This is a genomic window from Pseudonocardia sp. TRM90224 (assembly GCF_021245725.1).
Classification (GTDB): Bacteria; Actinomycetota; Actinomycetes; order Mycobacteriales; family Pseudonocardiaceae; genus Pseudonocardia.
In genome coordinates this window covers 553,905-575,429 of record NZ_JAJGSX010000003.1, presented here as the reverse complement: position 1 = coordinate 575,429, position 21,525 = coordinate 553,905, and the positions used below count along the sequence as shown (strand labels likewise).

The window sequence follows — 21,525 nt, the reverse complement described above, 5'->3', positions numbered from 1 at the left end:
TGTGGGTCGGGCGACGTCAGGTGATGTCGAGGACGAGCTTGCCGGTGTTCTCGCCGCGGAAGAGCAGCAGCAGCGTCTCGGGGAAGTCGGCGACCGAACCCTTGACGACGTGCTCGCGGCTGCTCAGCTTGCCCTCCTGCATCCAGCCGACCAGCTCGGCCGTCGCCTCGGCGTAGCGGTCGGCGAAGTCGAAGACGAGGAAGCCCTCCATGCGGGCCCGGTTGACGAGCAGACTCATGTAGTTCGCCGGCCCGACCATCTTGCCCTCGGCGTTGTACTGGCTGATCGCGCCGCAGAGCACCACGCGGGCACCGCGGGCGAGGCGCGCGAGCGCGGCGTCGAGGATCTCGCCGCCGACGTTGTCGAAGTAGACGTCGATGCCGTCGGGTGCCTGCGCCCGCAGCGCCTTGCCGACGTTCTCGGACTTGTAGTCGATCGCGGCGTCGAAACCCAGCTCGTCGACGATCCACGCGCACTTCTCCGGCCCGCCCGCGATGCCGACGACCCGGCAGCCCTTGATCTTCGCGAGCTGCCCGACGGCGTTGCCGACCGCGCCGGCGGCGCCGGAGACGACCACCGTCTCGCCCTCCTTGAGCGCGCCGATGTCGAAGAGGCCGAAGTAGGCGGTGAACCCGGTCATGCCGAGCGTCCCGAGGTAGCTGGCGAGCGGCGCGGCGTCCGGGTCGATGCTGAGCACCCCGCGCCCGTCGGAGACGGCGTACTCCTGCACGCCGAACACGCCGCTCACGAAGCTGCCGACCGGGAAGCGGTCGTGCGCCGAGGCCACCACCTCACCGACGCCACCGGCCCGCATCACCGCGCCGAGCTCGACGGGCGGGATGTAGGAGCGGGCGTCGTTCATCCACCCGCGCATCGCGGGGTCGAGCGAGATGTGGGAGATCCGCACGACGAACGTGCCGTCGGCGGGCTCGGCCACCGGCTCCGTGGTGTGCTCCCAGATCTCGGGACCAGGCATCCCCTTCGGACGCGCGGCGAGCCGCACCTGGTGGTTCACGACGTCGGAAAGCACGGAGGTCATGGCAGATGCCTACCGAACGCCCGGCCGTAACACCAACTGGCGGGTCGACGCGGGCCGACGCGGCGAGCACCATGTTCCGATGGACTCGGGTCCGATGGATGCCGTCGAGCGCTTCGCCGAGCTGGTCAGGAGCGCCGACCTGACGCTCGACCGCGGCGCGCTCGCCATCGCGGCCGGCGCCGACCCCGCCCAGGACACCGACCGGTGGCTCGCCGCGCTCGACCGGCTCGCGGTCGGCGTCACGACGCTGGACGGGCTCAAGCAGCGGCTGTTCGCCGAGGCCGGGTTCATCGGCAACTCCAAGGACTACTACGACGCCCGCAACTCGCTGCTGCCGCACGTGCTGGTGCGCCGGCTCGGCATCCCGATCACGCTGGCGGTGGTCACGATGGAGGTCGGACGGCGGGCCGGGATCGTGCTGGAAGGCGTCGGGATGCCGGGTCACTTCCTGGTCAGGCCGGCCGGGACGCTGGACCACATCGACGTCTTCGACGGCGGGGTCGAGATGGACATGGCGGCCTGCGAGGCGCGGTTCCAGGCGGCCTCCGGGGTGGGGCGCAACGTCCCGTTCGGACCACACCTGCTCACCGAGACGCCGCCGTCGGCGATGCTCGCGCGGATGCTGGAGAACCTGCGCGCGATCTACCGCGCCCGCGCGCAGCCCGCGGATCTGGAGTGGGTGCTGCGGATGCGCCGGGAGCTGCCCGGCGCGGGCCACCCCGAGCTGCTGGAGCTCGCCGGCGCGCTGGGCGACCAGGCCCAATGGCTCGAAGGCGCCCAGCTCCTCGACGACGAGGCGGAACGCGCCGATCCCCTGCACGCCCCGCACCTGCGCACAGCAGCCCGCGCGCTGCGCGCGCACCTCAACTAAGGGTCGGCGTCCGAAAGCGTCGACAACGACGTTCTGGCTGTTCTGAAACGTTTCAAGCGACCAGAACGTCGTTGTCGACGGTCTTCCCTATGCGCGGCGGGACAGGAAGGTGTTGATGCGGTTGTTGACCCGGTCGGCTTGTTCGCCCGAGATCGCGTGGGATGCGTCGGGCCACACCTCCGCCTCGCAGCCCCTGATCAGCCGCAGCGCCCGCGCCTTCGCAGCCTCCGGGTCGTGCACGACGCTGCGCCCGCCGATCAGCGCGAGCGTCGGCACCCGCAGCGACCGCAGCACGTCGTCCCCGGGGTAGGACGGCATCGGCAGGTGCATCCGGTACTCGCGCAGGCCCGCGAGCAGGAGCCGCGCGACCGGCGAGTCCATCGGCGGGTCGCCGGACGTCCACGCGAGGAACTGGTCGGTCAGCGAGCGCGGCGCCGCCGGGAGCGTGCTGAACGCCCCGATCAGGAACCCGGGGGAGAACCTCGCCAGCACGTTGGCAGGATCGAGCAGCGTCATCGATGCGACCTGTTCCGGCGCATGCACGGCATGGTTGAACGCCAACCACCCGCCCGCCGAGGCGCCGACGAGATGGGCGGCCGGAACGTCCAGCTCCGTGAGCACCTCGGCGAGCCATCCAGCCTGGTCGGCGCCCGATGTGATGGGCAGGGCCTGGACGCTGCGGCCGGGTTCGCCGAGCGAGTCGAGGGTGTAGACCGGACGTTCGGCGGCGAGCGCACGCAGGTTCGGCTGCCACATCGCCGACGTGGCGGCACGCCCGTGCAGCAGCACGACCGGTGTGCCCGTGCCACCGCCGTGGCGGTGGACGCGGACCGTGCCGAACGTCGTCGGGACGTCGAGCTGGTCGAGCGGCACGGGGCCGTCGGCCATCGCCTTGTCGTACGCGGCGAAGTAGCGGCTGCGCGCGGCGGCCGAGGTGAAGTGCCCGATCCCGGTCACGGTTCAGACCGCCCGGATGCCCCAGCTGCCCGACCACGTCTGCCCTGGATCGACGGTGAGCAGGTCGGTCCCGGAGTTCAGGGCGTCCGGCGGGCAGGTCATCGGCTCGACGGCAACCGCGCGCCCGCGGCCCGGATGATCGTCGGGGGTGAAGACCTGCACCCACCCGAACACCGGCTCGGCCCACAGCTCGACGCCGCCCTCCGGCCCGGTGAGCCGGTGGCGCACGAGCGTGTCGCCCTCGGCCGGCGCGCAGCCGCCGAAGGCGTGGTCGAGCTCGGTCCCGCGCAGGACGCCGGACAGGTCGGGATCGCCGCCGATCGGGCGGGCCGGCCCGATCGGGAGCCCGCCCTCCAGCGGCAGCAGCGTGGTCGCGGCGAGCGTCAGCACGCTGTCGTCGGTCGCCGAGCCGCCCGCCCGGATGTACGGGTGCGCCCCGACACCGAACGGCACCGGCTCGGTGCCGACGTTGCGGACGGTGTGGGTGACGGTCAGCCCGTCCGCACACACGACGAACCGGATGCTCGTCTCCATCGGCACCGGCCAGCCGGGCTGCGGCGCCACCACGGCGTGCAGGGTGACGGCGTCGGCGGAGCGCTCCCCCGCCCGGTAGAGCGTGTGCCGCAGCAGCCCGTGGATCGCGTTGCCGGCGGCGGGCTCGCTCAGCGCGAGCTGCTGCTCCTCGCCGTTCCAGCTCCAGCGCCCCTTCGCCACCCGGTTCGGCCACGGCACCAGTACCGCGCCTGCGCCACGCGGCGGGCGGGCGTCGGCGGGGAAGCTCTCGACGTAAGGCGTGCCGGCGACCTCCAGGGCCCGCAGCCCTGCCCCGACCTCGGTGACGACCGCCCGCACGTCGCCGGAAACGATCTCGAACTGCTCGCCGGTCGGCGGCATGGGAACCGTGATCACGGGGGGCAGCCTACGGCGGCAGCAGACCGGTGCGGCCCGATATCCACGGCAGCGCGCCGCTGAGCGCCTGCGAGGCGATGGTCCAGGAATGGGCGCCGTTCAGCTCGGTCAGCGTGATCGCCATCCCGGCCGCCCGCGCGGCTGCGGCCACCTTCTCCGCGTCGGGCCGGTACATCGTGTCGTCGAGCCCGACGGCGATGATCCCGGCGGTGTTCGGGAACGTCGTGCGCTGCATCTCGTCGAGCGGGTTGACCCGGCGGAACGCCTCCTCGTCGCCGCCGAACGCCGCGGCGACGGTCTGCGCGCGGTCGCCGAGCGTCGGCTCCGACTGGCCGGAGATGTCGAGGAAGCTCGGGTAGACGTCGGGCCGGCGCACGGCGAGCTGCAGCGCGCACGTGCCGCCGAAGGAGAAGCCGCCGATCGTGAGGTGGCGCTGGTCGACGTGCAGGTTCGCGGCCGTCCACGCCGGGACGTCGACCGCGAGGTAGGTCTCGGAGTTGCCGAGGCGGGAGTCGATGCACAGCGGGTTGCCGAACGCCGAGCCCATCGCGTCGGGCACGACGACCACCGGGGCGAGGCCGTGGTGGGCCGCCGCGAACCGGTTCATGACGTCGGCGAGCTGGCCCGCGACCAGCCAGTCCTGCGGACCGCCCGGCTGCCCGGGGATCAGCACGAGCACGGGCAGGGTCGCGCGGACGCTGCCCAGGTAGGCCGGCGGCAGGTACACCAGCGCCTGGCGGGCGGCGAAGCCGGAGACCGTGCCGGGGATGGTGACGTGGGTGATCTTCCCTTCGGCCGGCATGTCCGGCGGCGGGCGCCACCTCGCCGAGAGCGGCTCACCCTGCTGCGGGGCGACGGTGGTGGGCGCGGTCGGCAGCGACGCCAGGTCGATCTCGTCGGCCGCTGGCACCCCCAGCACGGCCGCGAGGGTCGGGCGGTAACCGTAGAAGGCGTTGATCTTGACGCCGACCGTCGAGACCACCAGCAGCAACGCGACCGCGCCGAGCACGAGCCGGGCCCGGCCGCGCCTCCCGCCCGCGACCAGCCCCGCAACGAACAACGACGCTGCAGCGACGGCCACGGCCGTCCAGAAGAGCACCCGCAGGGGCAGCGGATCGGGGAACGGGCGCGCGACGACGATCACCAGCTGCGCGAGCGCCGCAACCGCGGCTCCGACCGCGACGCTGATCGGCACCGCGCGCAGCCACCATCGCCGGCCCCGCCCGTGGACCAGGTAGACCGCGCCGAGCAGCCCGAGCACGGAGACGACCGTCGGGAGCACGCCCGCGACCAGCGGCGCGTCCAGCAACCAGGCGATTGCCACAACGCGAACAGTACGCAGCGGAACCCGGTGACCGTCATCGCGGAGCCACCCGACGTCGATGTCGCTCGCATACGGTGAGGTTGTGGCTTCCTCCCGGCGACTTCGCGCCCTGATCACCAACGACGACGGAATCGACTCGCCAGGCCTGTGGGCGCTGGCGCGAGGAGCGCGCGACGCGGGGTTCGACGTGGTGGTCGCGGCGCCGCACGTCGACGCGAGCGGGGTCGGCGCTTCGGTGCTCTCCGTGCGCGACGGCGAGCGGACCCGCCTGCACGCGCGTGAGCTGCCGGGACTCGACGGGATCCCGGCCTTCGCCGTCGAGGGACACCCTGCCTTCATCGTGCACTCCGCAGGGCGCGGCTGGCTCGACCCGAAGCCCGACGTCGTGCTCTCGGGCATCAACGTCGGCTCGAACGTCGGTCACGCGGTGCTGCACTCGGGGACGGTCGGCGCGGCGCTCACGGCGTCGCTGCACGGATGGCGCGGGCTGGCCGTCTCACTCGACACGGTGTGGCCGCCGCCGGAGCAGCCCGGCTGGGACGCGGCGCTGCACGTGCTGCCCGAGGTGCTCGACGTGCTGCTCAGCGGCCCCGACGGGCTGGTGCTCTCGCTGAACGTGCCCGACCTGCCGATCGCGGACATCGGCCCGCTGCGCGAGGCGACCCTGGCGCCGTTCGGCGCGGTGCGGATCCGCGTCGACCAGCGCACCGGCGACGAGGGCGACGCGCTGCACTCCGCGTTCATCGAGGTGGAGCCCGGCGAGGCAGGCACGGACATCGCGCTGCTCGCCGAGGGCCACCCGACGATCACGGAACTGCAGCCCGTGACTGCGCGCCCAGGAGTGCTCGCGACCCGGTGACCCCGGTGGGCGAGATCACAGACCTACCGGGCAAGCTCTCCCGATGCAGCTCGATGATCGGGAGGACTGGGCGGTCGACTTCGCCGAGACGATGGCCAGGGAGATCTTCCAGGGCGTCCGGACCGGTGTGCTGACGAAAGCAGAGGCCGACCAGCTGCTGGCCTGCCTGCGGATGGTGCTCGACCAGGCGATCGAACGCAGCCGGCAGCACAGCTGACCCGGCTCGGCGGGCCCTTCCGAGAACGGCTGACGACTCCCGCTCGATCACACCTCCTGCCGCTCGAACCATGCGTGGATCGAACGCTTGTACCCGTCCGGCATGTGCAGGCCGTCCACCTCGGATCGCGCGAAGAGGCCGATCTCCTTGTGCTCACGGGAGAGCACCGGATCGATGTCCGAAACCGGATGGCATCCGTACGTCACGATGAAAACGTGGCGCTCGCCTTCGTCTACGTAGTACATCCACGTATCAAGAACAGGCCCGGTCGCGACCTTCCACCGGGTCTCTTCGGCGATCTCCCTGGCGACACATTCCTCGGAGGACTCGCCGATCTCGATACGCCCACCCGGGAGCTCCCACTCGTCGCGCTCGTTCTTCAACAGAAGAACTCGCTGCTGCGAATCCAGGACCACACCTTTGATCGATACGGAGAACTTCGACGGCGGTGCCACTGGCATCCTCTCGGGGCGTCCTCGTCCTGACAGCCCGAGGACCGGCGGCTCAGTGCTCGTCGGCGCCCGTCAGCTCCAGCTCCAACCGGTCGGCCACCTCGACGACCATCCGGAACGGGCGCTCGAAACCGTCCAGCTCGGTGTCGCCGAGCGGGATGGAGTGGCGGAAGAGCACGAGCCCGTCGTCGGCCACCACGCCCCCGGCGATCGACTCGCCGGCCTTCGCGAGCAACGTCGCCAGGTCGACCTGGTCGACCCGCCCGATCGGCGAGGTGATCTGCGCCCACGGGTGATCGACCTCGCCGGTCACCTGCCGGACCTTGACGATCTGCGTGCGCTCACCAGACGTGGGCAGGTTGAACCACAGCTCGCCCTCCGCCTGCCGCATGATCTCGTAGCGAACCCGCACGAAGGACACCAGATCGTCCCAGCTGGCCACGGCCACCTCCATCGGTCGGAGCGGACCGTACCGCGTCCGACCGACGGCTACTTCAGAGGCCGAGCTGCCGGGCGATCAGCATCTTCTGGACCTCGCTCGTGCCCTCGCCGATCTCGAGGATCTTGGCGTCGCGGTAGAACCGCGCGACCGGGTACTCGTTCATGAACCCGTAGCCGCCGAAGATCTGCGTCGCGTCGCGCGCGTTGTCCATCGCCGCGTTCGAGGCGACCAGCTTCGCTATCGCCGCCTCCTTCTTGAACGGCTCGCCGCGCAGCATCTTCGCCGCGGCCCCGTAGTAGGCGAGCCGCGCGGTGTGGGCCCGCGCCTCCATGTCGGCGATCTTGAACTGGATGGCCTGGTAGGAGCCGATCGGGTTGCCGAACGCCGACCGCTCGTGCGCGTAGCGGACCGACTCGTCGACGCAGCCCTGCGCGAGCCCGACCGAGACGGCCGCGATCGCGACCCGGCCCTCGTCGAGGATCGAGAGGAACTGCGCGTAGCCACGCCCCAGCTCGCCGACGAGGTTCGCGGCGGGCACGCGGACGTCGTCGAAGAACAGCTCGCGGGTGTCGGAGGCCGACCAGCCGACCTTCGAGTACTTCTGCGACACGGTGAAGCCGGGGGTGCCGGCCGGCACCATGATCGCCGAGATCTGCTTGCGGCCGTCGGGCTGCTCGCCGGTGATGGCGGTGACGGTGACGACCGACGTGATGTCGGTGCCGGAGTTCGTGATGAACGCCTTCGAGCCGTTGATCACCCACTCGTCGCCCTCGCGGCGGGCCGTCGTGCGGGTGGCGCCGGCGTCGGAGCCACCGCCCGGCTCGGTGAGCCCGAACGCGCCGAGCTTCTCACCTGCGGCGAGCGCCGGCAGCCACTCGCGCTTCTGCTCGTCGGTGCCGAAGCGGTAGATCGGCATCGCGCCGAGCGAGACCCCGGCCTCCAGCGTGATCGCGACCGACGAGTCGACGCGCGCCAGCTCCTCCAGCGCGAGGCACAGCGCGAAGTAGTCGCCGCCCATGCCGCCGTACTCCTCGGAGATCGGCAGCCCGAACAGCCCCATCGCGCCCATCTTCGCGACCAGCTCGTAGGGGAACTCGCAGCGCTCGTAGAACTCGCCGATGACCGGCGCGACCTCCTTGTGCGCGAACTCCTCGACGGTCGCCCGCAGCGCCTCGTGCTCCTCGCTCAGCGTGAGGTCCACTGTCATGCCCCTTCGGTTTCGATGATCAGCAACGCGGCGTCGCGCGCCACGGTGGAGCCGGCGCGGGCGCGCAGCTCGCGGACCACCCCGTCGACGGGGGCGGTGAGAACGTGTTCCATCTTCATCGCTTCGACGACGACGAGCCGCTGACCAGCGGAAACCTGCTGGCCCTCGGTCACGTCGACGACGGTGACGGTGCCGGGCATCGGCGAGAGCACCGGTCCGCCGGCGCCGGCGGCCGCCGCCGCGACGGCGTCGAGCGGGGCCTGCTCGCGCACGGCCCACGCCTGCCCGTCGCGGCCCAGCCAGAGCGTCTCGCCCTCCTGCGCGCAGGCGTAGCTGCGCGCAGTGCCCTGGAACCGGACGACCAGCGCGCCGTCGCGGCGGCTGCCGGAGACGCGTTGCGGCTGGGTGTCGCCGATCACCACCTCGGCGTCGGCCGCGCGACCGCGGATGCGCACCTCGACCGGATCGTGCCCGGCGGCCGTCATCTGCCACTTCGTCCACGCCGGCTCGCCGATGCGCCAGCCGCCGGGGACGTCGAACGGGTCGACGACGGGGCCGGCCGGCTCCAGCTCGAGCAGCTCGTGCACGGCGGCCGCGGCGAGCACGTCGGGCGGCAGCTCGACGTCGGTCCACGCGTCGACCCGGCGCCCGACGAGCCCGGTGTCGAGCCTGCCGGCCCGGACGTCGGGGTCGGCGAGCAGCGCACGCAGGAAGCCGATGTTGGTGCCGAGCCCGAGCAGCACGGTCTCGCCCAGCGCCCGGTCGAGCCTGCGGATGGCCTGCTCGCGATCGGCGCCGTGGGCGATGATCTTCGCGAGCATCGGGTCGTAGTCCGAGCCGACGACACCGTCCTCGACGACCCCGGAGTCGACCCGGACCGAGACATCGGTCGGCTCACGCAGGGCGAGGATGCGGCCGCCCGTGGGGAGGAAGCCGGCCGCGGGGTCCTCGGCGTAGACCCTGACCTCGATCGCGTGGCCGTGCAGCCGGACGTCGTGCTGGTGCAGCGGGAGCGGCTGGCCGGCGGCGACCCGCAGCTGCAGCTCGACGAGGTCGAGCCCGGTGACCTCCTCGGTGACCGGGTGCTCCACCTGCAACCGGGTGTTCATCTCCATGAAGAAGAACTCGTCGGGGGCGTCGGCGCCGACGATGAACTCGACCGTGCCGGCGCCGGTGTAGCCGACGGCCCGCGCGGCCTCGACGGCGGCGGCGCCCATCGCGGCCCGCTGCTCGCCGGTGAGCAGCGGCGAGGGTGCCTCCTCGACGATCTTCTGGTGGCGCCGCTGCAGCGAGCACTCCCGCTCGCCGAGGTGCAGCACGGTGCCGTGCTCATCGGCCAGCACCTGGATCTCGATGTGCCTCGGCGTGGTGATCAACCGCTCGACCAGCAGCGTGTCGTCGCCGAACGAGCCGCGCGCCTCGCGGCGGGCGCCCGCGATGGCGTCGGCGAGGTCCTCCGGCCGGTGCACCTCGCGCATGCCCTTGCCGCCGCCGCCCGCGCTGGGCTTCAGCAGCACCGGGTAGCCGACCTGCTCGACCGCGAGCGTCAACGCGTTGTCGTCCAGCCCGGCGCCGTCCGAGCCGGGGACAACCGGCACGCCGGCCTTCGCGACCGTCTGCTTGGCACGGATCTTGTCGCCCATCGCCTCGATCGCGGAGGCGGGCGGGCCGACGAAGACGATCCCGGCGTCGACGCACGCGGCGGCGAAGGCGGTGTTCTCGCTGAGGAAGCCGTAGCCGGGGTGGATCGCCTGCGCGCCGGTGGCGACGGCGGCCTCGATCACGGCCGGGATCGACAGGTAGCTCTGCGCCGCCGCCGCGGGACCGAGCCGCACGGCCACGTCGGCGAGCGCGACGTGCGGCGCGTCGACGTCGGCATCGGAGTAGACCGCCACCGAACGGATCCCGAGCCGCTTGAGCGTCCTGATGACGCGGACGGCGATCTCGCCACGGTTGGCGACGAGCACGGACTCGAACATGTCCCTCACATCCGGAAGACGCCGAAGGCCGGATCGGCCAGCGGAGCATTGGCGGCGGCGCTGAAGGCCAGGCCGAGCACCGTTCTGGTGTCCTTCGGGTCGATCACGCCGTCGTCCCACAGCCGGGCCGTCGAGTAGTAGGGATGGCCCTGCTCCTCGTACTGGGCGCGGATGCGGGCCATGAAGGCCTCCTCCGGCTCCGGGTCGTTCGGGCTGCGGACGGTGTTGAGCACCATCGCCGCCTGCTCGCCGCCCATCACGGAGATGCGCGCGTTGGGCCACATGAACAGGAACCGCGGCGAGTACGCCCGCCCGCACATCGAGTAGTTGCCGGCGCCGAACGAGCCGCCGATGACGACGGTGAACTTCGGCACGCGCGTGGAGGCCACCGCCGTCACCATCTTGGCGCCGTTCTTGGCGATGCCGCCGGCCTCGTACTCGCGGCCGACCATGAACCCGGAGATGTTCTGCAGGAACACGAGCGGGATGCCGCGCTGGTCGCACAGCTCGATGAAGTGCGCGCCCTTCAGCGCCGACTCGGAGAACAGGATCCCGTTGTTCGCGACGATCCCGACCGGGTGGCCGTGCAGCCGCGCGAAGCCGGTGACCAGCGTGGTGCCGTACTCCGACTTGAACTCGTGGAACCGGGAGCCGTCGACGATCCGGCTGATGACCTCGCGCACGTCGTAGGGGGTGCGGGAATCGGTGGGGACCACCGAGTAGAGCTCGCCGGGATCGGCCAGGGGCTCCTCGGTCGGCACGGCGTCCCAGGGGCGCGGCGCGCGCTGCCCGAGCGTCCCGACGATGGAGCGGACGATCCGCAGCGCGTGCGCGTCGTCGTCGGCCAGGTGGTCGGTGACGCCGGAGATCCTGGAGTGCAGCTCGCCACCGCCCAGCTCCTCGGCGGTGACGACCTCGCCGGTCGCGGCCTTCACCAGCGGCGGGCCGCCGAGGAAGATCGTCCCCTGGTTGCGGACGATCACCGCCTCGTCGCTCATCGCCGGGACGTACGCGCCGCCCGCCGTGCAGGAGCCGAGCACCGCGGCGATCTGCGGGATGCGCTGCCCCGACATGGTGGCCTGGTTGTAGAAGATCCGGCCGAAGTGCTCGCGGTCGGGGAAGACGTTGTCCTGCTCCGGGAGGTACGCGCCGCCGGAGTCGACGAGGTAGATGCAGGGCAGGCGGTTGTGCAGCGCCACCTCCTGCGCACGCAGGTGCTTCTTCACCGTCATCGGGTAGTACGTGCCGCCCTTGACGGTGGCGTCGTTCGCGACGATGACGCACTCGCGGCCGGCGACCCGGCCGACCCCGGTGATCATCCCGGCGCCGGGGGCGTCGCCGCCGTACATGCCGTGCGCGGCCAGCGGGGAGAGCTCGAGGAACGGCGACGACGGATCGACCAGCGCGTCCACCCGGTCGCGCGGCAGCAGCTTCCCGCGCTCGACGTGGCGGGCCCGCGCGCGTTCGCTGCCACCGAGGCGGGCGGTGGCGAGCTGCGCGCGCAGGTCGTCGACCAGCGCGCGGTGCGCGGTCTCGTGCGTCTCTGCGGCCTCCAGCGAGGTAGCGACCATGCGCCCGATGTTAACGTTCATTAACATCGGGCGCCAGTGTGACATGCGCTGCCACGTCCGAAAACCGCCAGTCGAGGCGAGCGGAATCGCCGACGATCAACCACATGGACACCATCGCCTTCGCAGTGAACGAGCTCCCGGCCGATGTGCTCGACGAGGTCCGCACAACCGGACTGGATGCCTCGGGCAACGCCGTCGCGCATGTCGTCGCAGGGGGCGGCGAACCCCTCCGGTGCTGCCTGCGCAACGCCGAAGGCGGCGAGGAGCTGATCCTGTTCGGCTTCGAGCCGCCCATCCCCACCAGCCCCTTCCGAGAGGTCGGCGCGGTGTTCGCGCACAGCGCGCGGTGCGCGGGACCCGCGAGCAGCCACACCTACCCGGCGGACTGGCGCGGCAAGCCGCAGGTGCTGCGCGCCTACGACGAGCGCGGCTGGATCCACCCCGCGACGACAGCGCACGACGGCACCGACCCCGAGCCCGTCATCTCCCGGATACTCGCCGACCCGACCGTCGCGCAACTGCACAGCCGCAACATCGAATACGGCTGCTACATGTTCGAGGTCTCGCGCGCACGGTGAGCCGTTTCCGCCTCGTTAACGATCGCTAACCTCGGGGTACGCTACCCGGATGGCTGTGTCTCCCGAGGTGCGATCCGGAGCCAGCCGGCGCGACCAGATACTCGCCGTCGCGGCGCAGCTCTTCGCGAAGCACGGCTTCCACGGGGTGAGCATCGCCGACCTGGGCGCCGCCGTCGGCGTCAGCGGCCCGGCCCTCTACCGGCACTTCCCCGGCAAGGAGGCGCTGCTCGCCGAGATGCTCGTCGGGATCAGCGAGCACCTGCTCGCCGGCGGGCAGGAACGCGCCGCCGCCTCGACCGACCCGCACGAGGTGCTCGTCGCGCTCGTCGAGTTCCAGGTCGACTTCGCGCTGCGCGAGCCGGAGCTGATCGTCGTGCAGGACCGCGACCTCGCCAACCTGCCCACCACCGAACGCCGCAAGGTGCGCCGCCTGCAGCGCACCTACGTCGAGATCTGGGTCGACACGCTGCAGCGCGCCAACCCCGGCCTCACCACCGACGCCGCCCGCACCGCGGCGCACGGGGCGTTCGGGCTGCTCAACTCCACCCCCCACACCGACCGGACGCCGCAGACCGCCCGCCTCCTCAGCCGCATGGCGCTGGCGGCGCTCACGGGCCTCACCTGACGTCCGGCATGGCGACGCGTGCGTTCCGCACGCAAGGGCAGCAAAGCCACTTTCCGGCCCTCACAGGGCAGGAAAGTGGCTTTCCTGCCCTCCCCAACCCTGGGTGAGCTGGAGCATCTGGTCGAAGAACGTCATCGAGCCGCAGATCGTGACGATCCCGCCTGTGGTGGCCATGATCCCCGAAACCTCCCCACCGTTTTGCCTACTTGCACACCGGAACAGGCGTGCAGGTTGGCAAAACGGTGGGGAAGTTCGCTGTCGCACTACGCTCCGGTGGTGCGCATCGACCTGAACTCCGATCTCGGGGAGTCCTTCGGGAACTGGGTGCTCGGCGACGACGAGGCGATGCTCGGGCTCGTGACGTCCGCCAACGTCGCCTGCGGCTTCCACGCCGGCGATCCTTCGACGTTGCGCTCGGCCTGCGCGACGGCGAAGGAGCGCGGGGTGGTGGTCGGCGCGCAGGTCGGCTACCGGGATCTCGCCGGGTTCGGCAGGCGGTTCATCGACATCGAGCCCCGTGCCCTGATCGACGACGTGATCTACCAGATCGGCGCGCTCGAAGCGATGTGCCGCGTCGCCGGGGCCTCGGTCCGGTACGTCAAGCCGCACGGTGCCCTGTACAACGCGACCGTCCACCACACCGAGCAGGCCGAGGCCGTCGTGACGGCGGTGCGCGCCTACGACCCCGCTCTCCCGGTGCTCGGCCTGCCGGGCTCGGAGCTGCTGCGGCTCGCGGAGGCGGCCGGGCTGCGGGCAGTGCCGGAGTTCTTCGTCGACCGCGGCTACACGCCGGACGCGACGCTCGTCTCCCGCCGGCAGCCCGGCGCGCTGCTGCACGACCCCGACGAGGTGACCGCACGCGTGTTGCGCATGGTCGCCGAAGGCACGATCACGGCAGTGGACGGTTCGGAGATCCGGGTCGCCGCCGAGTCGGCGTGCGTCCACGGCGACTCGCCCGGCGCCGTCGCGATGGCTACGGCAGTGCGCTCAGGACTGGAAGCGCAGGGCGTCGAGCTGAGGGCGTTCGCGTGAAGCTGCTCCCGTGCGGCGACACGGGGTTGCTCATCGAGGTCGACGGGTTGGCCGAGGTGCACGGGCTCAGCGCGGCGATCCGCGCGGCCGACCTCGACGGCGTGCTCGACGTCGTACCCGCTGCGCAGACCGTGCTGCTCGTCGTCGAGCCCGGCGCCGACCTCGACGCGTTGGGCCGCTCGGTCGGCGGGCTGGAGTTCACGGCGGGCGACGCCCCCGACGGCGAGACCGTGGAGATCGAGGTCGTCTACGACGGGCCCGACCTGGACGAGGTCGGCGAGCTCACGGGGCTCGGCGCGGACGGTGTGGTCGACGCGCACACGGGCACCCCGTGGCGGGTCGGGTTCGTCGGGTTCGCGCCGGGGTTCGCCTACCTCGACGACGGCGACGAACGGCTCGACGTCGCCCGCCGCGACGACCCGCGGACCAGCGTCCCGCCCGGGTCGGTCGGGCTGGCCGGCGGGTACAGCGCCGTCTACCCGCGCGCGTCGCCGGGCGGCTGGCAGCTGATCGGGCGCACCGACGCCGTGCTCTGGGACGAGACCCGCGACCCGCCCGCGCTGCTGCAACCGGGCGCGCGGGTGCGTTTCGTCCAGGCGCCTCATGGAACCTCGACGCTGCCGAAAGAGCCTGTTCAACAGCCACGAGGTTCCATGAGGCGGGGGCTGGAGGTCCTTTCTACGGGAGTGCAGGCCGTCGTGCAGGACCTCGGACGGCCCGGGCACGCCGCTTCCGGGGTCGGCCGGTCCGGCGCGGCCGACCGGGCGGCACTGAAGCTCGCCAACCGGCTCGTCGCCAACCCCGAGGACGCCGCGGGCATCGAGGTCGTGTTCGGCGGGCTCGCCGTCCGGGCCGGTCGGCGGCTGACGGTCGCCACGGCGGGTGCGCCGGCGGGCGCCGACGTCGACGGCACGCCGGTCGGACACCACGCGCTCGTCGAGCTGAAGGCGGGGCAGGTGCTGCGGCTCGGCCAGCCGCCGGTGGGGCTGCGCACCTACCTCGCGGTGCGCGGCGGCATCGACGTCCCGGCAGTGCTCGGGTCGCGCAGCACGGACGTCCTCTCCCGCGTCGGCCCCGCGGTGCTCGAAGAAGGCGACGTCCTGCCGGTCGGCGGGGAGCCCACGGAGCTGCCGCTGATCGACGTCGCACCGGTCGCGCTGCCAGCCGGCGGGACCGTGACGCTGCGCGCGCGGCTCGGCCCGCGCGCCGACTGGGTGGACGTTCCCGAGGCGCTGGCCCGCACGGAGTGGACCGTGTCGAGCCGGAGCGACCGGGTCGGCGTCCGGCTCGAAGGCGAGCCGCTGCGCAGGCGCGACAGCGCCGAGATCGCGAGCGAGGGCATGGTGACCGGTGCCGTGCAGGTGCCGCCGGGCGGCGAGCCGGTGCTGTTCATGGCCGACCACCCCGTGACCGGCGGCTACCCGGTCGTCGCGGTCGTGCTCGACGCCGACATCGACAAGGCGGCTCAGCTGCGCCCCGGCCAGCGGGTCCGCTTCAAGCTGGTGCGTTGACCCGGATCACTTCTTCCGCGACAACCCGACCCCGACGAGGCAGATCGCGCCACCCACCAGCGCGAGCACGGTGGGGAACTCGCCGAGCACCAAGGCGGACATCACGACCGTCAGCGGTGGAGCGAGGTAGGTCGCGACGCCGAGCCGCCCGGCGTCCATCCTGGACAGGGCGTACGCCCACGTGCTGAACGCCAGCGCGGTCGGCACCAGCCCGAGGTAGACCAGCCCCAGCGTCGCGCCCGTCGAGGCCGCCGCGGCATCGACCACCAGCGCGGGTGTGAACGGCAGCGCGGCCACGGCGCCGATCGCGCACGCCAGGAACGTGACCTGCAGGCCGGGCAGCCGGCGCAGCACGGGCTTCTGCGCGAGCACGCCGATCGCGTACGTGACGGCCGCGACCAGGCAGAGCACCACGCCGAGCACGTCGGCCGTGTCGGTGTTGGCGGTCGCGGCGCCGACCAGCACCGCCCCGCTGAACGCGATCAGCGCACCGATCACCAGCCACCGCGGGAAGCCCTCGCCGAGCAGCAGCCCGGCGAACAGCGCGATCAGGATCGGGCCGACGTTCACGAGCATCGCGGCAGTTCCGGCGTCGACGAGCCGCTCGGCCTGGTTGAGCGCCACGTTGTAGACGCCGAACCACGCGAGGCCGCAGAGCACGATGAGGCCCCACTCACGCCCGGTCGGGCGGACCCAGCCGCGGCGGCTGACGAGCAGCCCGGCGCCGAGCGCGAGCGCGCCGATGACGAGCCGGCCGAGCGCCAGCGCGCCTGCGGAGTACGACTCGCCGACGGCCCTGATGGCGACGAAAGCGGATGCCCACGCGAGCACGGTGAAGACGACGGCGGCGACCGCTCCCCACCGCTCGACGGCGCTGGTACGGGTTGGTGCAAGTGTCACGATGGGACGCTATCCGCCCGCCTCACCGGTTCTCGCGCGGTTTTCGGACGTCCAGCATCGAGATCCTGCCCATTCCGCTCGTGGGACGCCGGTGGTGTGACGGGCTTCGCCATCCGCGTCGGCACCGGGCGCCCCCTGAGCACCATCGCGTCGCCCAGCGCCCACTGCGCGGCCTCGCCGGGGCCGGCCAGCTCGACCGCAGCCGCGGCCGCCAGCACCCGGCCCGGGACGCCCTTGGCGAGCTCGGTGAGGCGCGCGGCCTCGTTCACCGGGTCGCCGATCACGGTGTACTCGTAGCGGCGGACGTCACCGACGTTGCCGGCGACGGCGTCACCGGCCGAGACCCCGATGCCCACGTCGAAGTCGGGCAGCTCCTCCGGGAGCCGCTCGGCGAGGCACCGGGCGGCGGCGAGCGCGCAGCCCGCGGGGTCGTCGATCGTGACGGGCGCGCCGAACACCGCGAGCGCGGCGTCGCCCTCGAACTTGTTGATCCAGCCGTCGTGCTCCTCGACGACCTCGACGACCACCGCGAAGAAGCGGTTGAGCAGCGCGACCACCTCGTCGGGCGGCCGGTGCGCGGCCAGCGCGGTCGAGCCGACCATGTCGACGAACAGGACGGCGACCTGTCGCTGCTCACCGCCGAGGCGGACCTCGTCGGTGGCCGCGGCCGCCTTCGCGACGTCGCGTCCGACGTGCCGGCCGAACAGGTCGCGGAGGCGTTCGCGCTCGCGCAGGCCCGCGACCATCGTGTTGAAACCGGCCTGCAGCTGCCCCAGCTCGGTGCCGTCGTACACGGCGACCTCGGTGTCCAGCTCGCCCTTCTCGACCTTCGCCATCGCGCGGCGGACGGCGTTGACGGGGTCGGCGACCGCCCGTGCCGCGCCGACGGTCACGAGCACGCCGGTCACCATCGACGTGCCCCCGACGGCCAGCACGATCACGGCGAGCTGTGGCATGGACACGTCGCCGAACACCAGCGCGGCCACCCCGGAGAGCAGCAGCCCGACCACCGGGACGGCCGTGCCGAGCAACCAGAACAGGATCGACCGCATCACGATCCCGGGCAGGAACCGCCGGCGCGGCACCTCGTCCTTGAGCACGCGCGCCGCGGTACGACGCAGGATCCGCTCGCTGAGCAGGTAGCACAGCGCGCAGGTCGTGATCCCGCCGAGCAGGATCGTCTCGCCGACGCGCACGCCGAGCCGCAGGTTGAAGTAGCCGTTCACGACGCCGAAGAGCGCGGCGGCGCCCGTCCACAGCACGCCTTGCACGGTGACGAGCCGCAGGGGCCCGTACAGGACGAGCCGGCGTTCGCGGCGTCGCTGAGCCTCCTCGTCGGAGCCGTTCCACAGCCGGAAGCGGCGACCACCCCAGAACACCCCGATGGGCACCGCGAGCGCGAGGTAGCCCGCGAAGAGCGCCATGTTGAGCAGCCGCACGCCCGCGGGGTCGGCCAGCGGGCCTTCCGGCAGCACCCAGGACGCCAGCGCGAACACGACGGCCGACCCGCCGACGTTCCCCATGATCACGACGATCCCGAGCGCGATCCGGACGCGGACGTCGATCACCCAACGCCGCGCCCGCGCTCGCTTCGACCGGGCCATATGCGGAGTTTAGGCCGTTCGGGCGACGGGACTCACGTCAGGAAAGGGTGGCGGTGAGGTGCTGCGCCTTGCGCGAGCGGACGTCGAGGTGCCATCCGTCGCCGACAGGCCGCGTCCGCAGCTCGACGATCGAGGGCAGCAGCAGCGGTTTTGCGAAGGCGACGTCGTACGTGGCGGCGTCGGCCGTCCGGCCCTGCAGCGCGGCCAGCGCGTGCGCGGCCGTCCACATGCCGTGCGCGATGGCGCGCGGGAAGCCGAACGCCTTCGCTGTCAGCGGGTGCAGGTGGATCGGGTTCACGTCGCCGCTCACGGCCGCGTAGCGCCGTCCGGTGCCGGCGTCGACCAGCCAGGTCGCCACGGCCGGGCCGTCCTCGATACCGGACGGCAGCGGCGGCTCGAACTTGTCGCTGTCCGGCGCGCTCGCGCCCCGGGCCAGGTAGGTGCTCCGCCCGTGCCACACCGGCTCGCCACCCGCGGCGATCTCGGCGACCAGGTCGACCTGCGCACCTTTCGGGTGCGCGCGCAGCCGCTCAGCGTGCACGCGCACGTCCAGCTCCTCCGCGGCGTCGATCCGGCGCCGTGCGGTGATCGTGTTGCGGACGTGCACGAGCCCGGGGAGCGGCAGCGGGAACGCCCGGCTCGCCATCAGCTCCACCTGCAGCGGGAACGCCAGCACGTGCGGGTACGTCAGCGGCAGCACGTCGCCGACGGCGAAGCCGCACACCCGTGCGTACGCCGCGAGGTGGGCCCGATCGACGGGGACGGACCGCATGAGCTCGGTGGACGGCAGCTCGCGCGAGCGCGGCCCGACCGCACCGACCGCCGCCTTCACGTACAGCCCGGCGAGCGACATCAGGCCCCCAGCAGGCTCTGCCCGCACACCCGGACGACCTGCCCCGTCACCCCGCCGCTCGCGGAGCTGCCGAGCCAGCCGACCGTCTCCGCGACGTCGACCGGCAGCCCGCCCTGGCGGAGGCTGTTGATCCGGCGACCGGCCTCGCGGGTGCCGAGCGGCATCTTCGCCGTCATCTCGGTCTCGATGAAGCCCGGCGCGACCGCGTTGATCGTCGCGCCGCGATCGGCGATCCGCGGCGCGGTGGCGCGGACCATCCCGATCACGCCCGCCTTGCTGGCCGCGTAGTTCGTCTGGCCGCGGTTGCCGGCGATCCCGCTGGTGGACGCCACGCAGACGATCCGACCGGTCTCGCCGAGCACGTCGGAGCCCAGCAGCGCCTCGTTGATCGCGAGCTGGGCGCGGAGGTTGACCGCGAGCACGGCGTTCCAGCGGTCTGCGTCCATGTTGGCGAGCAGCTTGTCGCGGGTGATGCCGGCGTTGTGGACCATGACGTCGAGCCGGCCGTGCCGCTCCCGCACGTGCGCGAGCAGCCGCTCCGCGGCGTCGGGGGCGGTGATGTCGAGCTGCAGCGCCGTGCCGCCGGCCCGGTTCGCGACCTCGGAGAGCGCCGCGCCGGCCGCCGGGACGTCGACCGCGACGATGCCCGCGCCGTCGCGCGCCAGCGTCGCGGCGATGGCGGCGCCGATCCCGCGCGCGGCGCCCGTCACGACGGCCAGCCGGCCCGTGAGCGGCCGCTCCGGATCAGCCGGCGGCGCACCCGAGACGCTCGCCCCGACCCGCACGACCTGCCCCGACACGTACGCCGAACGACCGGAGAGGAAGAACCCGAGCGCCGACTCGATGTTCGCGTCCGGCTCGACGACCAGCAGGTTCGCCGTGGCCCCCGCCCGCACCTCCTTGCCGGCCGACCGCACGATCCCTTCCAGCGCCTGCGCGACGGCGGCGGCCTCCGGGTCGCCACCCACGAGCGGCCCGATGACCACCAGCCGACCGGAGGGCGCGAGCCTGCGCACCGCGGGCGTCAGGAAGGCCTGCACTGTCGAGAGGTCGTCGACGGTGCTCGCCCCGGCCGCGTCGAGCACGACAGCGGCGACCTTCCCGTCGTTGCCCGCCTCGACGATCCCGGCCTCCCCGAGCAGCGCCCGCGCCTGCTTGGCGAACGTGCCGGCACCGACGGCCCCGACGAGCGCGGGCCCGTCGAGCAGCGGCGCTCCCGGGGTGTGCCGCCGGAGCACCGGGATCGCCGGCACGCCGACCAGCCTGGCGATCGGCGTGTGCGAGAAGCCCGCGAGCCGGTCGGTGGTCATGCAGCCGCCTCCAAGATCATCGTGACGCCCTGGCCGCCCGCTGCGCAGATCGAGATCAGGCCGCGGCCGCCCTTGTTCTCGTGCAACAGCTTCGCGAGCGTCGCGACGATCCGCCCGCCCGTTGCCGCGAACGGGTGACCGGTGGCGAGCGAGGAGCCGACAACGTTGAGCCGGGAGCGGTCGATCGCGCCGAGCGGGGCGTCGAGGCCCAATCGCTCCTTCGTGAACGCCGGGTCCTCCCACGCCTTGAGCGTGGCCAGCACGGTCGACGCGAAGGCCTCGTGGATCTCGTAGAAGTCGAAGTCCTGCAGCGTGAGCCCGTTGCGTTCCAGCAGCACGGGCACGGCGTAGACGGGCGCGGTCAGGAGGCCGTCGCGGCCGTGCACGTGGTCGACGGCCGCGGTCTGCGCGTCGACGACGTGCGCGAGCACCGGCAGCCGATTCTGGGCGGCCCACTCGTCGGAGCCCAGCAGCACCGCCGACGCGCCGTCGGTCAGCGGGGTCGAGTTGCCGGCCGTCATCGTCGGGTGTTCGAGGTCCTTGCCGAACACCGGCTTCAGCTTCGCGAGCTTCTCCGCCGACGAGTCGGGCCGCAGGTTCGCATCGCGGGTCAACCCGAGGTACGGGGTGACGAGGTCGTCGAAGAACCCGCGGTCGTAGGCGGCGGCCAGGTTGCGGTGGCTCGCCGCGGCCAGCTCGTCCTGCTCCTCGCGGCCGACCTGCCACTCCTGCGCGGTGATCGCGGCGTGCTCGCCCATCGAGAGGCCGGTGCGCGGCTCTGCGTTGCGCGGGATCTCGGGGACGATCTGGCCGGGGCGCAGGCCGCGCAGTGCCTTGAGCCGGGCCAGCGGGGTCTTGGCGCCGTTGAGCTCCATCAGCACCCTGCGCAGGCCGTCGTTCAGCGCGACGGGCGCGTCGCTCGCGGTGTCGACGCCGGCCGCGATGCCGCTCTCGATCTGCCCGAGAGCGATCTTGTTGGCGACCGCCACCGCCGTCTGCAGGCCGGTGCCGCACGCCTGCTGCAGGTCGTAGGCCGGGGTCCGCGGGGAGAGTGTGCTGCCGAGCACGGCCTCCCTGGTGAGGTCACGATCGCGCGAGTGCTTGAGCACGGCACCGCCGACGACCTCGCCGAGCGTCGCGCCCGCGAGCCCGAAACGGGCCGCCAGCCCGTCCAGCGTGGCCGTGAGCATGTCGAGGTTGGACGCTGTGGCGTAGGCGCCGTTCGCCCGGGCGAACGGGATGCGGTTGCCGCCGATCACGGCGGCCTTGCGGACGTTCGGCATGG

The 21,525-nt window shown here is 72.6% G+C and carries 21 protein-coding genes; 7 read left to right on the top strand and 14 right to left on the bottom strand.

Going from position 1 to position 21,525, the window contains the following annotated elements:
* Positions 1–16 precede the first annotated feature (16 nt).
* On the bottom strand, positions 17–1,039 hold the full coding sequence (locus tag LL648_RS06835; RefSeq protein ID WP_232661549.1) for an NADP-dependent oxidoreductase: 1,023 nt from the start codon (positions 1,037–1,039) through the stop codon (positions 17–19).
* Positions 1,040–1,118: 79 nt separating this feature from the next.
* On the opposite strand from LL648_RS06835, the gene LL648_RS06830 reads away from it, so the two are divergent.
* Positions 1,119–1,910, top strand: coding sequence for a transglutaminase-like domain-containing protein (locus LL648_RS06830; protein WP_232661548.1), 792 nt, complete (start codon positions 1,119–1,121; stop codon positions 1,908–1,910).
* 87 nt (positions 1,911–1,997) lie between these two features.
* Here LL648_RS06830 and LL648_RS06825 read toward each other — a convergent pair whose 3' ends face one another.
* From LL648_RS06825 to LL648_RS45055, 3 genes are read right to left on the bottom strand one after another with little or no spacing between them, the layout of a single operon-like run.
* Positions 1,998–2,867, bottom strand: a complete 870-nt coding sequence (locus tag LL648_RS06825) for an alpha/beta fold hydrolase (protein ID WP_232661547.1) — start codon at positions 2,865–2,867, stop codon at positions 1,998–2,000.
* Between the two features lie 3 nt (positions 2,868–2,870).
* Positions 2,871–3,761 carry an aldose 1-epimerase family protein gene (locus LL648_RS06820; RefSeq protein WP_232661858.1) on the bottom strand — a complete coding sequence of 297 codons (891 nt, stop codon included), beginning with the start codon at positions 3,759–3,761 and terminating at the stop codon, positions 2,871–2,873.
* A 25-nt stretch (positions 3,762–3,786) separates the two neighbouring features.
* Complete coding sequence (locus LL648_RS45055) at positions 3,787–5,100, bottom strand: alpha/beta hydrolase (protein WP_232661546.1); 1,314 nt, start codon at positions 5,098–5,100, stop codon at positions 3,787–3,789.
* A gap of 82 nt (positions 5,101–5,182) precedes the next feature.
* Here LL648_RS45055 and surE point away from each other — a divergent pair, with 82 nt between their 5' ends.
* Both surE and LL648_RS06805 read left to right on the top strand, forming a co-directional pair.
* Complete coding sequence (surE, locus tag LL648_RS06810; RefSeq protein WP_232661545.1) at positions 5,183–5,959, top strand: 5'/3'-nucleotidase SurE; 777 nt, start codon at positions 5,183–5,185, stop codon at positions 5,957–5,959.
* Positions 5,960–6,002: 43 nt separating this feature from the next.
* Complete coding sequence (locus tag LL648_RS06805; protein WP_232661544.1) at positions 6,003–6,176, top strand: hypothetical protein; 174 nt, start codon at positions 6,003–6,005, stop codon at positions 6,174–6,176.
* A gap of 47 nt (positions 6,177–6,223) precedes the next feature.
* On the opposite strand, the gene LL648_RS06800 is transcribed toward LL648_RS06805, so the two are convergent.
* The 5 genes from LL648_RS06800 to LL648_RS06780 are packed head-to-tail and all read right to left on the bottom strand — an operon-like array spanning position 6,224 to position 11,827.
* Positions 6,224–6,631 (bottom strand): NUDIX hydrolase, encoded by a 408-nt coding sequence (locus LL648_RS06800; RefSeq protein ID WP_374111993.1) that lies wholly within the window; start codon positions 6,629–6,631, stop codon positions 6,224–6,226.
* A 49-nt stretch (positions 6,632–6,680) separates the two neighbouring features.
* Positions 6,681–7,070, bottom strand: a complete 390-nt coding sequence (locus LL648_RS06795) for a hypothetical protein (protein WP_232661542.1) — start codon at positions 7,068–7,070, stop codon at positions 6,681–6,683.
* Positions 7,071–7,122: 52 nt separating this feature from the next.
* Positions 7,123–8,277: an acyl-CoA dehydrogenase family protein gene (locus tag LL648_RS06790; protein ID WP_232661541.1), complete on the bottom strand. Its 1,155-nt coding sequence runs from the start codon at positions 8,275–8,277 to the stop codon at positions 7,123–7,125.
* Complete coding sequence (locus tag LL648_RS06785; protein ID WP_232661540.1) at positions 8,274–10,256, bottom strand: acetyl-CoA carboxylase biotin carboxylase subunit; 1,983 nt, start codon at positions 10,254–10,256, stop codon at positions 8,274–8,276. The genes LL648_RS06790 and LL648_RS06785 overlap by 4 nt, the downstream gene beginning before the upstream one ends.
* A 5-nt stretch (positions 10,257–10,261) precedes the next feature.
* Complete coding sequence (locus LL648_RS06780; protein WP_232661539.1) at positions 10,262–11,827, bottom strand: carboxyl transferase domain-containing protein; 1,566 nt, start codon at positions 11,825–11,827, stop codon at positions 10,262–10,264.
* Positions 11,828–11,931: 104 nt separating this feature from the next.
* On the opposite strand from LL648_RS06780, the gene LL648_RS06775 reads away from it, so the two are divergent.
* From LL648_RS06775 to LL648_RS45050, 4 genes are all read left to right on the top strand, one after another.
* Positions 11,932–12,405 (top strand): DUF1203 domain-containing protein, encoded by a 474-nt coding sequence (locus LL648_RS06775; RefSeq protein WP_232661538.1) that lies wholly within the window; start codon positions 11,932–11,934, stop codon positions 12,403–12,405.
* Positions 12,406–12,454: 49 nt separating this feature from the next.
* Entirely contained in the window at positions 12,455–13,030 is a 576-nt protein-coding gene (locus tag LL648_RS06770; protein WP_232661537.1) for an SACE_7040 family transcriptional regulator, read from the top strand.
* A gap of 273 nt (positions 13,031–13,303) precedes the next feature.
* Positions 13,304–14,062 carry a LamB/YcsF family protein gene (locus tag LL648_RS06765; RefSeq protein ID WP_232661536.1) on the top strand — a complete coding sequence of 253 codons (759 nt, stop codon included), beginning with the start codon at positions 13,304–13,306 and terminating at the stop codon, positions 14,060–14,062.
* Positions 14,059–15,573, top strand: a complete 1,515-nt coding sequence (locus LL648_RS45050) for a 5-oxoprolinase/urea amidolyase family protein (protein WP_308190253.1) — start codon at positions 14,059–14,061, stop codon at positions 15,571–15,573. The genes LL648_RS06765 and LL648_RS45050 overlap by 4 nt, the downstream gene beginning before the upstream one ends.
* 6 nt (positions 15,574–15,579) lie before the next feature.
* Here the strand turns inward: LL648_RS45050 and LL648_RS45045 are convergent, their stop codons facing one another.
* Genes LL648_RS45045 through LL648_RS06730 form a run of 5 tightly spaced genes read right to left on the bottom strand, consistent with a single transcriptional unit; the run spans position 15,580 to position 21,523 of the window.
* Positions 15,580–16,473 (bottom strand): DMT family transporter, encoded by an 894-nt coding sequence (locus LL648_RS45045; protein ID WP_232661535.1) that lies wholly within the window; start codon positions 16,471–16,473, stop codon positions 15,580–15,582.
* Entirely contained in the window at positions 16,470–18,077 is a 1,608-nt protein-coding gene (locus tag LL648_RS06745) for an adenylate/guanylate cyclase domain-containing protein (protein ID WP_232661534.1), read from the bottom strand. The genes LL648_RS45045 and LL648_RS06745 overlap by 4 nt, the downstream gene beginning before the upstream one ends.
* A gap of 37 nt (positions 18,078–18,114) precedes the next feature.
* Positions 18,115–18,930 (bottom strand): MaoC family dehydratase, encoded by an 816-nt coding sequence (locus LL648_RS06740; protein WP_232661533.1) that lies wholly within the window; start codon positions 18,928–18,930, stop codon positions 18,115–18,117.
* Positions 18,930–20,240, bottom strand: a complete 1,311-nt coding sequence (locus tag LL648_RS06735; protein WP_232661532.1) for a 3-oxoacyl-ACP reductase — start codon at positions 20,238–20,240, stop codon at positions 18,930–18,932. Before LL648_RS06735 ends, LL648_RS06740 begins: the two co-directional genes overlap by 1 nt.
* Positions 20,237–21,523: an acetyl-CoA C-acetyltransferase gene (locus tag LL648_RS06730; RefSeq protein WP_232661531.1), complete on the bottom strand. Its 1,287-nt coding sequence runs from the start codon at positions 21,521–21,523 to the stop codon at positions 20,237–20,239. Before LL648_RS06730 ends, LL648_RS06735 begins: the two co-directional genes overlap by 4 nt.
* Positions 21,524–21,525 lie beyond the last annotated feature (2 nt).

Bases quoted from the DNA above. Each gene is read 5' to 3' on its own strand.
- LL648_RS06835 (WP_232661549.1), bottom strand. From the start codon at position 1,039: ATGACCTCCGTGCTTTCCGACGTCGTGAACCACCAGGTGCGGCTCGCC.
- LL648_RS06830 (WP_232661548.1), top strand. From the start codon at position 1,119: ATGGACTCGGGTCCGATGGATGCCGTCGAGCGCTTCGCCGAGCTGGTC.
- LL648_RS06820 (WP_232661858.1), bottom strand. From the start codon at position 3,761: ATGCCGCCGACCGGCGAGCAGTTCGAGATCGTTTCCGGCGACGTGCGG.
- LL648_RS06805 (WP_232661544.1), top strand. From the start codon at position 6,003: ATGCAGCTCGATGATCGGGAGGACTGGGCGGTCGACTTCGCCGAGACG.
- LL648_RS06790 (WP_232661541.1), bottom strand. From the start codon at position 8,277: ATGACAGTGGACCTCACGCTGAGCGAGGAGCACGAGGCGCTGCGGGCG.
- LL648_RS06785 (WP_232661540.1), bottom strand. From the start codon at position 10,256: ATGTTCGAGTCCGTGCTCGTCGCCAACCGTGGCGAGATCGCCGTCCGC.
- LL648_RS06780 (WP_232661539.1), bottom strand. From the start codon at position 11,827: ATGGTCGCTACCTCGCTGGAGGCCGCAGAGACGCACGAGACCGCGCAC.
- LL648_RS06775 (WP_232661538.1), top strand. From the start codon at position 11,932: ATGGACACCATCGCCTTCGCAGTGAACGAGCTCCCGGCCGATGTGCTC.
- LL648_RS06770 (WP_232661537.1), top strand. From the start codon at position 12,455: ATGGCTGTGTCTCCCGAGGTGCGATCCGGAGCCAGCCGGCGCGACCAG.
- LL648_RS06745 (WP_232661534.1), bottom strand. From the start codon at position 18,077: ATGGCCCGGTCGAAGCGAGCGCGGGCGCGGCGTTGGGTGATCGACGTC.
- LL648_RS06740 (WP_232661533.1), bottom strand. From the start codon at position 18,930: ATGTCGCTCGCCGGGCTGTACGTGAAGGCGGCGGTCGGTGCGGTCGGG.
- LL648_RS06735 (WP_232661532.1), bottom strand. From the start codon at position 20,240: ATGACCACCGACCGGCTCGCGGGCTTCTCGCACACGCCGATCGCCAGG.
- LL648_RS06730 (WP_232661531.1), bottom strand. From the start codon at position 21,523: ATGCCGAACGTCCGCAAGGCCGCCGTGATCGGCGGCAACCGCATCCCG.